Annotated in this window: 4 protein-coding genes; all 4 read left to right on the top strand. The window is 33.4% G+C overall.

What is annotated here, in order from left to right; all coding sequences use genetic code 11:
• Position 1: 1 nt before the first annotated feature.
• The 4 genes from AC1RRQ_RS00490 to AC1RRQ_RS00475 all read left to right on the top strand — a co-directional run bounded on the left by AC1RRQ_RS00490 (position 2) and on the right by AC1RRQ_RS00475 (position 16889).
• Positions 2-676 carry a hypothetical protein gene (locus AC1RRQ_RS00490; RefSeq protein ID WP_493020366.1) on the top strand — a complete coding sequence of 225 codons (675 nt, stop codon included), beginning with the start codon at positions 2-4 and terminating at the stop codon, positions 674-676.
• A 414-nt stretch (positions 677-1090) separates the two neighbouring features.
• Entirely contained in the window at positions 1091-2227 is a 1137-nt protein-coding gene (locus tag AC1RRQ_RS00485) for a hypothetical protein (protein ID WP_493020364.1), read from the top strand.
• A gap of 481 nt (positions 2228-2708) precedes the next feature.
• Positions 2709-10151, top strand: coding sequence for a hypothetical protein (locus AC1RRQ_RS00480; protein ID WP_493020362.1), 7443 nt, complete (start codon positions 2709-2711; stop codon positions 10149-10151).
• A gap of 15 nt (positions 10152-10166) precedes the next feature.
• Entirely contained in the window at positions 10167-16889 is a 6723-nt protein-coding gene (locus tag AC1RRQ_RS00475) for a vWA domain-containing protein (RefSeq protein WP_493020360.1), read from the top strand.

Here is a 16889-nt window from a genome sequence, read left to right as displayed (position 1 = left end):
TATGGCAATTATATATAAAAATTTTTTTAATGAATCAATTTCAGAAACTCAGGCATTAAAAATGAATGCTTATAAGAAAGAGTTTCAAACTAACAATACTGTTAAGAAAATAGAAACTAATTACGCCAGTGGAAATCTGCAGGTTACCTATTATAAAGATGAGAATGAACAGAATGCTTTAGAAAGTTTATCTCTTGAATATCCTAATGTTGAAGTTTTTAAGATTAGAACTAGACAGGTTTTAAATAATCTTACATTTGAGGTTGAAGATTACATTAAACAGCGAAATTTATTTTTAAAAAATAATTTACTAAGAGATAGCAGTGGAAGAGTAATTGCGTATAATCAGATTGACATACATACAAATCTACCTAGACATAAAGGTTCCGTCAAGTATTTTTACAGTGAAGATATTTATAATAATTATTGTGTTCCAAATTTAGAGGATGGTACAATTCTCGACAAAGATTTTCAAGTCTTTAGTGCTTCATATAATGAAGATGGTAGTTTAAAAGAGATTTTTTTAAATTCACAGAGCACTTATGATAAAGAATATTTTTTTCCTAATCAGCCAGCTCCATTAGATATTGAAACATGCAGACAAATTTGTGATCTAACTAATGAACAAATGAATTATTTCCTCACAGACGAGTTATTGCCAATTCCTAATTTTTAGGTTCTTGTCTTATCTTAAAAAAGATATACAAAAAACATAAAAGCAACTCAAAGAAAAAAATCTTTGAGTTGTTTTAAAATCAAAAAAGAGAACCAAATCTCTTAAACTCCAAAAAATTACATTAAAAAAAACTCAGGGAACTTAATCTATAAGTTTCCCCACTCTCCTATTGGCTATATCTAAGCCAATACCCAAACTTTACTTATTTGTTTTACAGCGATGTAAACCAAAACCCTATTGTGACGCCACTAACACAATTTTTAAAACAATAATTTTTCAGACTGCCATCGTATCATCAAAAAAACCTAAAAAATTCCTTTTAATGATATTCTTTAGTCTGAATTAATTACGGTTCTCCCTAAAATAACTGAATACACATCTGTAATTTTTAAAACCCGTAATAATTAATTAAAAATGAGTACAAATCACAACAGAATTAAAGTAGCAGATTTAGAAACAAATCAGTCCAACAAAATTTTAAAAACTAACCTGAATGGTGAATTAGAGTTTAGCGATCTAAGCAATCTTCAAGCCGAAAATTATAATGCTCTTGACTGCACTACCGAAGGCAAAGCACTCGACGCCAGACAAGGAAAAGTATTAAAGGATATGATTGATAACAAAAATATTAACCTTTCAACTGATCAAGAAACACAAATAACAACTGCAGTTACAGAAGATAACAAAGTTGTGAGCCGTTCGAAACTGTTTAATTGGTGGCAGTGGATTAAATCACAAACACAAACCATTTCCGGAGCCTGGAATTTTTCTAACAAAGTCACACTAACCTCTGGTACTAAAGATACTCCACCTCTTGTTATACCTAACGGAGATTTAACCTCTAATTTACAAAATGGATCAATAGAACGAGATTCGAATGGTCAGATATGGGAAACCCATAGTGGCATAAGATCTAGATTAATTTCTACCTCTGACAATTTAATTTTACTTGCCTATAAGTTCTTAAATACATTGGAAGTTTATCTACAAACTTCAATGTCAGAAACAAAACAATATGTATCAAGCAGCAGTGCTATTGGTAAAATTGCAAATAAATCAGTTCAAAGACTCAACGCGACAACATTAACTAATTGTACATTTTGGAATTCAAATCCTAATAAACCAACTACTTGTAAAATTGAAGTTTTTTTAAGAATTAATAACGGATTATTTGCAACACATTGGTCGGGGTTAGGTGCTGTAAATCAAGTTAAAATTATGGAATACTCAGGTTTTAATATTTATGGATATAAAAACTATCAAGATCTTTTATTATTTGATATTCAAAATTCTGACATATCTAAGGCACAATGGTCTACAATTGTATTTCCTGAAAAAACTTTCATCGATGGTGATGTCAAAAGCACTGATAGATCTTATTATTTAAGAGATGCTTTAAATACAAGAACTCTTGGAGCATCTGAAGCATCTTTTAGTTTTGTTTTTGTTAATACTTTAGATTTTGAAGATGCAACAAATGTCAATGGTCTAAATACAATGGTACTCTTGAGAACTAATAATTACGCTCTCTTTATAGAAACAATAATATAGAAACCATACGATAAAAATTAAGTCAAAAAGAAACTCCTTATTAGTTTCTTTTTGACTTCCATTATAATTTTCTCAACTGCATTTTTTACTAAACGAATTCTTATCTGGAAATATTTTTGGAAACTAAAAAAACATTAGTCTCCAGCTCTTTTATTTACTTTTTTCAAAGTTAAAATTTAATTCCCCATCCACTTACTTTACAACTCTGTAAAGCCCCAGAACACCCATGTTAAACCACTAAGCACCTGCTTTTTAAACCCCTTATTTAGGCTGATCTTTACACTGTCAAAAGGAATAAACCGTGCTAAAAAAACAGAAAAAAACCTTTTTTAAAGCAGTAATAAGCTTGAATGAATAAAGCAGACCTCAACAATACAGCTAACCAAAAAAGTATGCCTTTAATCGCAAAAAATGGTTTGATCGAACAACAATTTACTCATTCAGAATATGAACAAAATTAAAGTCAAAAACACATTAGAATATGCCAACTAATCCTATTCCAGCGGTTCCAATTCCTGCACCAAGATATTATCCCCGATTATCGGAGATAATCACTGTAGACGATTTACCAGAATTTTTATCGTTTGTCGAAAATGGTTTAAATGCCATCTTTGACAAAATTCACTACAAAAACTTACAATACTCTAAAGGATATCGCGGCGACTCGGCTTTTTACAGCCTTGATATCGTTACCAGCGACAGGCTTGCCCTGCCGTTACCATTTGGTTTAGGGCTTGTACTTAATCCAGATCTTGATGGAGATTCTACTATTTCCTCGTTCCCTATTACTTTAGAATATCAATGGGAAATTTTAGCTTTCCTGAAGACTTTCAGTTCTAGTAATTTCTCTTTTTCGGTAAAAGATTTTTATTCTGTTGGTTTACAGGTTTTCCGCATCAGCGAAGAACAAGTTGTAGCCCACATGCTGAACATTTTTGTTGAAGCCGAAGAAGGAAAAACAAAATATGAAACGCTTGTAGAAGATATTAACGGGCTTCTTAATTTACCCGAAGCACAAAAACTAAAACTACCTGAAGGTGTTGAACAATCTATTAATAGTGTAATCACGGTTATCAACACCAATACGGTTATTACAGAGACAATTCCGTTATTGTTGTTTGCCACTTACATTTTAAATGAAGATTTAAGCACAACGAAGCAAAAACTTCAGGAATTCTATAATATCATCGCTCCAGATGGTATAGAAGCTCATATTAAAAGAATCATTACTCCAAAAGCCAAAGCAACTTTAGCTTTGAGTGCCGGTATTGAGTTCCCTCAAAATATATTAAGACCAACTAATGAAGACGGTTCTTTTTATAAAGATCTAAGTGCTAAATCAATGTTTGTATTTGGTAAGGCACAATTATACGCCGATACTGAAGCCGGAATTGGTTACCAATTAGAGCTAGGCGGAAGTTTAAGTCCAACCAAATTTGCTATGATTGGTAATACGGGCTTAATTCTTGAATTAGATACTTTAAAAGTCGATTTAAGCAAGAAAACCAATATTCCTGAAGCAGATGCTGATGGACGTCCTAATGATTTCGTTGGAGTTTATGCACGCGCCATTTCGGTTACATTACCTTCAAGATGGTTTCAAAATCCTGCAGCTGGTTCTGAAAATGAAAATAAAACATTAAAAATTGGTGCTTCAGATTTATTAGTAGGTTCTGGTGGTATTTCGGGAAATATTTACCTGGAAACTGTTAGAAGTATGGGTACTGATTTTAATTATTTTAACGACAAATTCAATTTCAATTACCCAATCGCCATGTTCGATAATGGTGAAGACGGCGTTGTAAATAAAGAAGAAATTGTTGATTATGAATCTTTAATTGTCTTTTTACAAGAATTAAACAGCAAAGGAAAACCTTATGCTTTTGATTATCCTTTATCATTAACAACACTTTCTAATTTAGCTTCTACCACTATTAAGTCCTCGGCAACTTATAGTTTTAGCAATGCTAAGGAATATCAAAGTTTTTTATCCGAATTAAATAAAGATAATACACTTTGGAAAACTATTGGTTCTCCACAAAATGGTTTCAAAATTGGTTTCAACAAATTTGATATCTCATTTAAACAAAACAAAGTAATTGGTTCTAATATTAAAGGAAAACTACTTTTTGAAAAACTTAAAATAATACGAGAAGGTGAACCAGAAAGGCCTTTTAGCGCCATTCTTGAAGGACATTTATACGATGACGGCGACTTTAATCTTACTGCTTCTTTTCCTAAAGAAACAGCTCCACGTGCCAATTTACTTAAGCTTGTTGATTTTGAATTTTACAGTTTTGAACTAGGCAAAGAAGATAAAGATTACTATGTAGGAACTTCATGTTATGTTTCATTTCCAAGCGTTGTCATGCAGAGATTAATGAAAGGACAAGGAATTAACATTGAAAAACTTCGAATTTACAGCGACGGAAGTATTGAGGTTGAAGGAGGTTCGATCCCAATTCCTATCAACTTTTCATTAGAGCTTGGTCCGGTTAAGATGTCGGTTACAAACGTAAACTTTGGTTCTACCCAAATTAACGGCCGTAAATATAATTTCTTTGGTTTTGACGGCGCTATCAGCATCAATCCGCTTGGAGTTGACGCTCGTGGTGAAGGTGTTAAATACTATTACTGTACAGAGGAAGGCCACGAAGACTCGTTTATCAGAATTCAAACCATAAAAGTTGATTTAATCATTCCGGGAACGGCTACAGAAGCATCTGCAATGGCCATCATCAACGGTATGGTTTCGCTTCCTGAGCCTGGAAAATCTCAAGAATTTAAAGGTGAGGTTTCTTTAAAACTGCCTAAAGCAAAAATTGCCGGTGGTGTTGCCATGCGCTTTATGCCTAAGTATCCGGCGTTTTTAGTTGATGCTTATATTGAACTGCCTACACCTATTCCGTTAGGATTTCTTGCTATTTCTGCTTTTAGAGGTTTGTTAGGATATAGATATGTAGCGACTAAAGAAGCCGCAGGATTAAAAAAAGACAATTCTTGGTATGAGTTTTACAAACATCCAAAACCTGGAATTAATATCAATAAATTTAGCGGTCCGCCTGACTCTATGCAGTATAAATCGCCATTTTCTATTGGAGCCGGAGCTACTTTTGGAACCATTGCCGATGGCGGACATGTATTGTCTTTAAGAGCCATGCTGCTATTATCCCTTCCTACTCTATTTTATATCGAAGCAGGATTAAATGTTATTGCCGGTCGATTAGGTCTTATTGAAGATGATCCTAGCAATCCTCCTTTCTTTGCTATGGTGGCATTTGGAGATGATTCGTTAGAGCTGGCTGCCGGAGCAGATTTTAGTATCCCAAAAGACAGTGGAGAAATTTTCCAGCTTCATGCACTATTAGAAGCAGGATTCTTCTTTAAAAATCAAAAACCTTGGTATGTAAATATTGGATCCAGAAAAGACCCAATTATGGCCAGAATCCTGACTTTATTTTCTGCTAAAGCTTTTATCATGCTTTCGGCTCAGGGAATTGAGGCTGGTGCCCGATTAGACTTTAAACTCGAAAAAAGCTTTGGCCCTGCTAAAGTAAAATTGTGGGCATATTTAGAATTAGGCGGAAAAATTTCGTTCAAACGTCCGCAAATGGGTGGTTATATTACTGCCGGCGGTGGCATACAGATTAAACTTTTAATTATTAATGTTGAAGTTGCTCTGGATACTATTTTCTCTGTCGAATCCTTTAGACCATTCCTGATTTATGCAAAACTGGAACTAAGTGTTCGTATTAAAATTGCTTTTGTAAGAGTTCGTAAAAACTTTGTTGTAGAACTTCAATGGGATATTAACCGAATTGTTGATCGTACACCATACAGCCCGCTTCCTAAAGGTACATTTGGAGACGATCAGGATAACAGAACATTAGAAAATGTAAAAGGTGTTCATATGCTTACCAACCAAGCTTTTGCTCTTGATTATTTCAAATCGCCAGGAGAGAAAGGCTATAATGAAGCTCAATTTTATAACGGAATGCCAAAAGCAGAGTTAATTACAAATACAATTCCGCTGGATACGTATATCGATATTAAAATGGCTAAAGGTTTATTACCAGATCCATCATTATTTAACAAAATTGGAGGATATACTGGTGATGCTAAAAACTATACAGATATGATGCCGCCAGTTGAAAAAATTGCCGGAAGACCAATTCGCCAGGTTAAACATAGATATGAAATTAAATCGATTGATTTAAAATCGTGGAATGGTTCTAATTGGGAAGATTATCATCCTTTTGAAGCAGTTGTAGAAGATACCCTTGAAGCTCGTAAACTGGTTGCAGATTTACCTTGGGCACAATGGCAGAAAGCAATTGACCAATACGACAGTATTCGTGTATTAGCAACAAATCCGTTTTCATTTTTAAGCTCTGGGGAACCAGGCTGGCATGCGCCGGAACAATTCGGAATTACACCTTCAAAATTGTTCTGTCAATCTGATAAAATTAAAAAAGAGCATACTGATTTTCTTAGAAAAAAAATTGGACAGCGTTATTATGTTCCAACACAATACACCGCCGATAAAATTAACGGATTGTTTTTTAAATTAATTGGAGAAGTTCCGGAAGTTCTGGAAAACAGCCAAGTTATTGAAGGCGATTTCATGAGCATTACCGGAGAAAGAAATCCTCATAAATTCACTAAATCGTTAGCATTCAAAAACTATAATGAGTTAGAGGTTATTTTCCCTCAATCGGCTATTGAACCATCATTTAAGCTTACAACGCAGGCAAAAGAAGTAAAAATAAAAGCTTATACTTCTGTTATTAAAGAAGGAGCTAAACTTCCTGTTTATGAAATTGTAGACATAAGAAAAACTTCTACTGAAGATGTTTCTCAAGAATTAACCTATACAAAAGCGGAGTTATTAAAAGAAATCACTTTATACAATAAAGAAATTGATGTTGTTTCTAAAACCAAAATCGACAAAATTGTAATTACGCCAATTGCAGCAAAAGCAGCCGAAATTAAAGATATCAGAAACCAAATTGCAGCATTGTTTGATACTACTTATACAAGCGCAAATGGAGATTTCGAAATGTCTGGACCTCGTGATCTTGAAAAGTATGATTTATTAATTGCAAAATTAAACGAATTAAAAGCTAATGCCGGAAATGATAATATCCAGGAAGAAACACCAAACGCATTAACCTTCACTCACTATTACGGATACAAAGGAAAAGTTTTATATGCTTTTGACAAAGTAGTCAAGTACAACGATACTTATATTATTTCTTTCCACCCGCAGGCTAATACAACTGTGCTTTTACAAATTAACTCAAATGGAGCTATTGTAAGAGAACGCTTTCTAAACGGAGTTGTGACTTCAATGCAGGTTGTAAATGGAAAATTATTAGTAACGCAGGCGCTAAAAGCAGCTCAATGCAAAGGAATTGGAGAAGCAATTATCGATCTTGATTTTATTATTGGGTGCGAATCTTCTATCGATGCAATGGCTCTTATTGAATTGGATGACGAACTGAATTTAAGTACCGGTGTACAATATCTAAACAGTTATTCTTTAGGGTTTAACAAAGTATTGTCTTTAGCTAATAATGAATTGCTTTGGATAAATACTTTAGAAAATGAAACACAAATTAATTGGGTTAACGAAAGTGATCGTGCTCTTGTTCAGCGTGTAAAAATAAATGGAACAGCAATTAAAGTGCTTCAGCATAATGATACTGAATTTAGCTTGATTACAAAAGGGAAAGAAATTATCCGCTTTAATTTAAATACAAATACGAAAGCAATTTTTGTAACCGATACAAAAGTGCTTTCTGATGCATCTGTATCTGAAATTATCGATGCGGTTATTTCAGACGGAAAAACGCTGGTAACGGTTCAATTTTCAAACGGAAAATTTGGTCTGGCTCAAATTACAGGAAACTCATTAGATATTGTAAAACAAGATGCCATTTTCGATTCAGCAATTTACTTATCTAACAAGACTTTAGCCGACAATTCGATTATTGCCTATAATAAAGATTATTTATTTGTTTTTGGCTCAGCATTGGAACTTATCAGATTAATTAAAAGAGGAACTACGATTGAAAATGCATCGATTATTCATATTCAAAATGAACCTTCTGCAAATGAAATCCTGATGCTTTCCTCTAAACCAAAAGAAAAAGGAGTTTACTTCTCATTGTTTAATAATCAGTTTGATAACTGTTCTTTATATGCCGCAGAAAATGTTACGCTGAGTACATCTGTATCAGCATTAACAACTGGAGCAACAAGTGTAACAGCACTTTCTTTAACTGCCAATGTGGCTTATAACAAAGGGACCAAAAATTCTAAATTAATTACGGTTAATGATACAATTTGTTCAAACGGATATGCTGATGAAGATCCTGAATTAGACTATACAACCAGCGTTCAAAGTATCGAATGGTTAAGTAAAGAAAGCTATTTCCATAATACAACAATTCCTCAGCAAGACGATATAGATAAAGATAGAGAGGCAATGACAGCTGCTGTACAAAATACGGTGCAGCCAATCTGGAGACCTAATACGACATATTGCTTAGAATTTAAACTAACTGATACAGTAGATGATAAAAAAACAGAAGATTTTTATTATTTCTATGGATTTAAAACATTAGGGCCTGTTGGGCATTATCCTGTTCCAGATCCTATTCCTGAGCCTTTATTACCAGGTGAGCTGCCTCCGGCAAAGAATGAATTGACAGATCTATCGAAATCACCATTGACTTCGTTAAGACAATATCTGGATTACAACCGTTCTTATCCAAACGCTGATGGAAGTTTATTGCAATCAAAACCTGTATTCTATGGCAATGAACAATGTAAGATCTCGATGTTTTTTACAAGTCCTTATGTTTATCACATGTTTAAAGGCTGGTCAAGTTATGGCGAAAAGAGAGGTGAAATTCTGGGTTCATTGAATCTTATTATAAAAGATCCTTTAAATGATACTCTTATTCCTTATCCCCTTCTAGAAGAAGAAACTGTAACCTATCCAAGAGCAAAAGAAAAAGATGCAAAATGGGTAAGCGATAATGATCCTAGAATTCCATTGAGTGTTCAGCTGCTAAACAACTTTATCAATGCTCATCCTGAAATGAAGTGCGGTATACTGCTGGGCGATCCTTTACAACCAAAATCTCTTGGTTATGAAGTAAAACTAACAGATTTACAACCTTCAAAACTATATACCGTTTTAGCTAATAATTATTATGATGTTAACCAAAACAAGGAAGTAGATGAAAAAGAAAATGTTTTAGTACATCAATACGGATTCCAGACTTCTCGTTACAAAAATTTTGAAGAACAAATTCAGAGTTACAACATTGATACAGCCACAGAACGTAAAGCCCTGTTTAATGTAAATGTAAACGTTAATCAGGAACAAATTGATGCCTTATATCATTTAACAGCAGCAAAAACCGAATCAAATGCATTAAGTGATGCAATGGTATTAAAATACCAGCATTCGTTTGATCGCGCCATTGAGGGAGTATTAAAACTGTCTCCTCTTGATCCGGCTCAAAATACCGAGGTAAATAAAATCATTGATACCAATACAGGTAAGATCATAGCACTTTTAATTCGCAATCCGGAGCCATTTAATATTCCGAAAATACCATTGAAGGAAATCCAGAATACTATTTCTGTGGTAACTATCACTGAAGGCGAAAAGAAAGAATATACTAAAAAAGACGCTTACAAAGTATTGCATTCAAAAGATTATTCGCAGGTATTGATCATGCACGATAATAAATTCATTTTAGAACCTAATCTGTCTATCATGTTTGATTACAGAATGTGGAATAACGAAGCAATTGCTGTAAATGAAACCAGAGTATTGACTTCATCAATTGACAAGCAGGACATACAAGTAAAACTACAAGAAGAATCAGAAAATATAAATCTTTAAAAAAAACAATAAAAAATGAGTTCTATAAATCTTCAAGCCAGCCAGACTTCAGGCTGCGAAACTTATATAGCAATTGTAGTAGATGATTCAGCATCAATTGATTCAGCCGAAGCGCAGCAAATTCGCCAGGGCTTAACTTCATTTATCAACTCTCAAGCTCAAAGTAATATTACACTTTCCTTGATTGGAATGTCTCATACTGATACGAATTTAAGATCTGATCATGTTATTGAAAAAAGAATTTCAAACAACAGTACGGAGTTTTCAAACTGGATTCGCGATTTCAGAGCTCCAAGTATAAATGCCCAATCAGATTATTGGGCATCAGGCTTAGACGTTGTAAATAATTTAAATACAACACCTGATATTGTAATTGTAATAACTGATGGTTTACAAATAACAGAAACCAATAAATTGAAAAATTTATTGAGTGCAATAAACCTTAAATCTCATGTTTTTATTTATGGTGTTTCATCGAATTTTTATCAAACAGACAGATGGACAAATTTAAATTCAGCTCTTACTTATTACTTAGGAAAAGCACCTTTATTAAAGACTGCTAATAACAATATTTTAACCGCTGATTATATTGAATTATCCAATTTTACAACATTAAACAATGAATTAACTCAACTTACAGCAGATTTAGCTTCTGCCAATGTTGGTTGTATAGCTAATGTTGATATTATTGAAAATAAAATTCAATATCCAAAATTAGAAGCTGGAAGTTTTATCAATAGTGATTCCGGAAGTTTGGTTCTCAAAAACAAAAGCCGCATTGACCTTACGCTTACTGCTGATACAAAAATTCACAGCGAAGCATCTCTGCAGGGATTAAGTTTTGTTATCAAAAATACGGTAACTATTGCTGCGGGTTCAACATTAGAAGTGCCGCTTTCTGTAAAAGGAACACCGTTAAATATTGGTAATCTTTCAAGGTTAATTGCTATTAATAATGTTAACAATACCAATGGATTTAAAATTAATTTCAATGTAGAAAATCAATCTGCAGGCTGCGAAAAATATATCGCAATTGTTGTTGACGAATCTGGTTCTATAAACCCAGATGAGGCTCAGCAAATTAAAGATGGACTTACTGCCTTTATTACTTCTCAGGGTCAAAGTAAAATCACACTTTCATTAATCGGAATGTCTGACAGCGATACAGCTGTCAGAACCGATAATGTTATTCAGAAAAAAATTGCTGGTAACGAACAGGATTTTTTAAGCTGGATTAATCTATATGGCAATGGTAAAGTTACTATCCAGTCTGATTATTGGGCATCTGGTTTGCAAACCGCCAAGAATTTGACTGTAGCTCCTGATATTGTTTTTGTTATAACCGATGGTATTCAGGTAAACAATTCTGAATTTTTAAAAGGTTTATTCACTGACTTAAATTTAAAATCACAGGTTTTTGTTTATGGTGTGACCAGTACTGCTGAGGATATTAAGGAATTAACCACACCTTTAAATACCTTTTTAGAAAGAACACCTAAATTAAAGGAGAATAAGCTTTCGGCTCTGGATTCAGATTATATTAGAGTTCCTGATTTTGGCACCTTAGGAACAGAGTTAAATAAACTTGCTGCTGATTTAACTACTGCTCAAATAGGCTGTATTTCGAACGTAAGTATTATTAAAAACAAAATTGATTATCCTGCTTTAAAGAAAGACCAAAAAATAAGTAAGCAAGCCGGAACTTTGGTTCTTAGAAACAAAAGCCGAATCCCTCTTTCTTTAAGTGCCGGAACAAGAATACACAGCGAGGGCAGCTTAAATGGTTTAACCTTTAAACTTCAAAATGCTGTTACAATTCCAGGTTCGGCAGAAATTGAAGCTGCTATTCTAATTGAAGGAAAACCTGCAGCGCTTGGAAATTTTTCTGCTCCAATTGTTTTAAACAATGTTAAAAATCCTTACGGTTTTAGCATCAGTTTTAGAGTTGGTAAAGAATCATCTGTAATTGATATTACTTCAGGAAAAACAAATCTGCAGTCTACTTATTTGCAAATTGCAGCAGCAGGCTCGAAAGGGGCTGACAGTACAATGGGAATTCATCTTAGATGGCTTCTTGCTGGTAAATTAGGAAAAAACCATCTTCCAAAGGGAGATCTATACACTGGTGAAAAGATTAATTTTAATAAACCAAAAGACTTTGTAAAAGTGTACAGGGCTCCGTACAGCAAAGTAAGCCATACCCTAGATTTAACACAAGGGCCAAATGTTGTGGATAACAAAAAAGCGTTGTGGATTTATAAAACAACAGATTCAAAGAGATCGATTTATGTAACATTTCAAAATATAGAAAAATATAAGCTGATTAAATTTGGTATAGATCCATTAGTTAATCCTGTTGCTTTTTTACAAGCGTATGGAAACAATTTGATTGAAATTGAAAATAAAACCGAATTATTTTTTGCTGCTGAATTAAACTTTTCGTCTATAACCTCTTTAAGCAATGTTAAGTTAGAAACTTTATCTGTTGCCGAGAATACTATTATTGCTGCCAAAAGAGTCACAAATCGTAAAACCTATTCTTCAACACAGGTAAACAATATTCGTTTACTTGCTGAAAATGGAAGAAGTATTCGATTAAAAGCTAACAACTGTCTTTTGAGTTCTATCGATTTTGAGTATTACTCTGACTTTATTACTCATGCCAATACTAGCGGAGATTGGAACCTAAAAGGACAATATGGTTTAAACAAAAATGATATTCAGGTTTTTGAACAATTAGAACCAAAAATCAACGCAGTACACGGAAAATGGTTAAAATACAATGATAACGAATATGTAAATATTGCCAATTATAAAGAAAAATGGAACAGACCAACCGTTCCAGGTGATAAAAGCGACAAAAACATTAAGTCAATCGTTGAACGTTATATCGAATTAAGTGAAAATCCAAATGATCCAACTGCTTTAGATCCTATCAATTTTGGAGATCTTGATGCAAACAAAGCACCACAACCAGGAGAAGAACAAGATGATGCAACGAAAATATCAAATCTTGATTTATTAAATATCGCTGCAAACGACTATCATGTCGCACGTATGCTAGGTTTAGGTTTCATTGATATTGACGATGAAGTTCTTTCGGGAGAGTATGTTTATCTAACAGAATATACCACTTTTGGTGATTTGGGAGATGGCGCGGGAGCGCGTGAAGTACAGCATCTTTCTATGAGTATTCCAACTTCTATAGCCACAGAACGTTTTTCTCTGCCAGTTCAATTAAATAAAATTGAACCTGGTTTAAATGTAGGTGCCGATGAAACTCAAAATGCTCAAATTACAGATCCAAATGGATATAGTTTTGATGGAAAGAAAAGATATGTAAGTTTATTTATGGACGATGTGATGGATTATGATATTACATCTAAAGATGGTAATGACTTTTTTAAATCTTCATTTGAGTATGACGGAAGTACATTTACATTTCCAGTTTATCTAGGTGTCGACTTTAAAATTGATGGTGAAACAGACTGGAGAAAACCAGAATTATCCTTTGATTTAGAATACCGTAATATCGACAAAGATCTTAACAAATCAAATTATGAACCTGTTCCAATTATTATTCCTGATTCTGGCAAATCCATTTTAAATGTCCGCCAGGAAGAAGTAGGTAAAAAAACATACATCTATCAAGGATATGGTATTAATATTTTCTCAAGAGCAACAGCCGGAAGACAGATAAGTATTGAATCTGAAATTAAACCTGCAAACAATTTAATGCCTCCAACTGGCATTAATGCATTGTTAGTTACTGAAGAAAACCCGTTGATTTTTACCTCTCAATCAGAACAAGAGCGTCTTGGTAAGATTATAGGAGATGATCAAACGTTAATTAGAATTTTGTTCGACTATTATTCGGCTCAGGAATTAGTAAGTTATACTGTTCCTTCAGAAATGTCTGTTCAAGAAGCGGAGCAAAATAAAGACAGTATTTTTCCTGATAGTGAAGAAATATTCGCAGATCATTTTAAACTGTACTATAAAGACGGACTTCCAGAGGTAGAATATGGTGAAATTGAAAAAATTGATAATCTTAATGAACTTACCTCAATTATTAAAATTAAAAGCTATAAAGTTCTTAGCAGCGGTGAAGAAGTTAAAGTAACCTTAACGGAAAACAATAAAACAAGATTTACCGGAGGAATTCTAACAGTTGGTGATCAAAACTATGTCATTCAAGATATTAATGTTTTTATGAAACAAAAACAATATCCTCAAGATCCTGACGAATTTGATTATGCTGACATAACAGTACTTAAAAAAGAAGTAAGTGACAGCGCTCATGCTGATGGAGAAGCAACTATTGATTCTGACCAAATTAAAGGCGTTGAAATGCCTGAGAGTAAATTGTGTACTCTGGTTCAAAACATGTTAACAGACACTAACTGGCATAAACCGGAAATTGATTTTGAAGTTCAATATCCTGCAGGCTTAAATGCGATTCATCGTGAAGTTATTCAGCCGGAAAGCGAAAACACTAAAGAGCTGCAAGTAGAAAAAACAAGAGGAATTTGGGAATCTGCCAAGATCGAAAGAGTGTTGGAAGAGACATACAAGATGGATGAAAACGGTCAATATGAATTGGATAAAGATGAAAAGCCAATCAAATTAGCTGACAAAAAACACTTAGGTTTATATCAAATCACTTTTTCTGATTTTAATTTACCTCAGCATCCTCAGTTTAAACCAGAAAACGAAAACTCTGTAGAATGGTCTAATGGTATTGTTCGTTTGTTTACAAAAAGCTCTGTTAAGCAAGGAGTTTCAGTTCCGGTAAAAACCAGAAAAGAGTTTAAAGTTGTTCGAACCGAAAATATTGGTAAAACAGGAAATTTAATTTTATATGTAAACGATACCGATTTCAAATTAGGAGATTATGTAAATCAAATAATGCATGAAAAACACGATGAAATCATTATTGGAGATCGAGAAGTAAACTATTATCCTAGTTATAAAGTATATCTGTATAAAGATCAAGCTGCTGGAATTACTAAAGCAAATATTCAGCCAAGAGCAGATGAAAGTACACACTACTCTATTTTCGGGATTAGTTCGCATGCTGTTCGACCAACTTTCGAATACAAATCAAAAATTAGTATTCCTAGTCCGATGTATGCGGTTAAAATTGAAAAAGCCGAAAAACCTGTAATTACAGAAGGTTATAATTTATATGCCACAAGGCCTGATTTTTACAATCGTTCGACTTTTACTTTTACTACTGAATACAAAATAGGACGTAAACCTTATGGTGCATTACATTATAGAGCTAATGAACAAGATTTTCTAAATCTTTTGTATGAAACAGAGACTATTAATACGATTCGCAAAGAGCTAAATAAACTTGGAGGAAATGAAGAACCTGATTTTGAGAAAAGATGGAAAAACTTTTTAAACTTTAATTACCTTGAAACTAATAGTAATTACCAAACCTTTCCTGAAAATGGATCTGGTCCAAAATACAGATTTCCATTACCGGATAATAAAGAATTTATAGGTTTAATTAACGATTTTATAGAATGGCATAATAAGGCCAATCCGGATCTTGAAGAGCCTACAATTACTTCATTAACTGCACTTAATAAGGCAATAATCTCAAAAGGAGTTGAAAAACCTGTATTAGCATCTTATTTCATTGAAGAAGCGATAAAATCAGCCTATGTTCCGTTAACAGAAGTACCGGTTGTGTATGAATACATTAAAGACAAAAATTATGTCCCAAACAATAAAAAGCAGACTATTAAAGATAAAAACGGTCATGCCTTAAAACCAACTGATCCGGATTTTGACATTGCACCAATGATGAAAATCATTAATGAAGCTAAAAATATAACGCAGTTTACCGATTTTAATTTAGATGGAAATTCGCAAAGTATTTATTTCTATGCAGTTCGCGAAATGGATATTAAAATGAATTTCAGTGAACTTAGTGATCCTATAGGACCTGTAAAACTGGTAGCTTCAAATCCGCCTCAAACTCCGGAAATTAAGAGGATCATGCCAATTCTTGAAAATCAGGTTTTAGGAATTAAGCCTTCGATTCAGTTTGAAATAAATGCTTACCAGCCAGAATATAAAATTGGAAAAATCAATATTTATCGCGCCTCTTCAATGCTGGATGCGCAGTCGATAAGAACGATGACACTGGCTAAAGAAATTTTAATTGATGAAGATACTTTATCGAAAGAGTTTGATAATGTCTGGACCGTTTATGACGAATTTGAAGGTCTAGAATTTGTTCCGTTTGGCGATGGTCTTTTCTACCGAATTACGGTTTCAAGAAAAATTGAATATGCAGATCCTGCTTCGACTAGAGAAAACCCGATCATTAATGTTGACTATGCGCCTTCACAACCTTCAAAAATTACAGCTACAGTTATTGCCGATACTATTTCGCCAGAATCGCCTCTATTAGAAGCATCAGGAAACGTAACCGGAGTAAATGCTGAAATCTTAAAACCTGTAATTTTCAATTGGAAGAAAACTGTTCATAATGGTAAATATCATTTATATAAAATGACCCGCTCTGGAAACTGGGAAAAGATTCATGAAGTTTCTTCTAACTTAAAAGATGTCATTCTTCCATTGGAAAGTGTAAAATCTTTTACAGATGAATTAATTATTAAAAATGAAAATGGTGAAAGAATTTATCATCATTTCAAATTAATTGCTGAAAACTCTTCAGGAATGTTCAGCAGTGAAGAAAAAATCTTAACTCTTTAA

The sequence above is a fragment of the Flavobacterium sp. GW821-FHT12A05 genome, assembly GCF_058807735.1.
The sequence above is the reverse complement of the archived record's forward strand: the minus strand, read 5'-3'. Positions and strand labels throughout refer to the sequence as shown.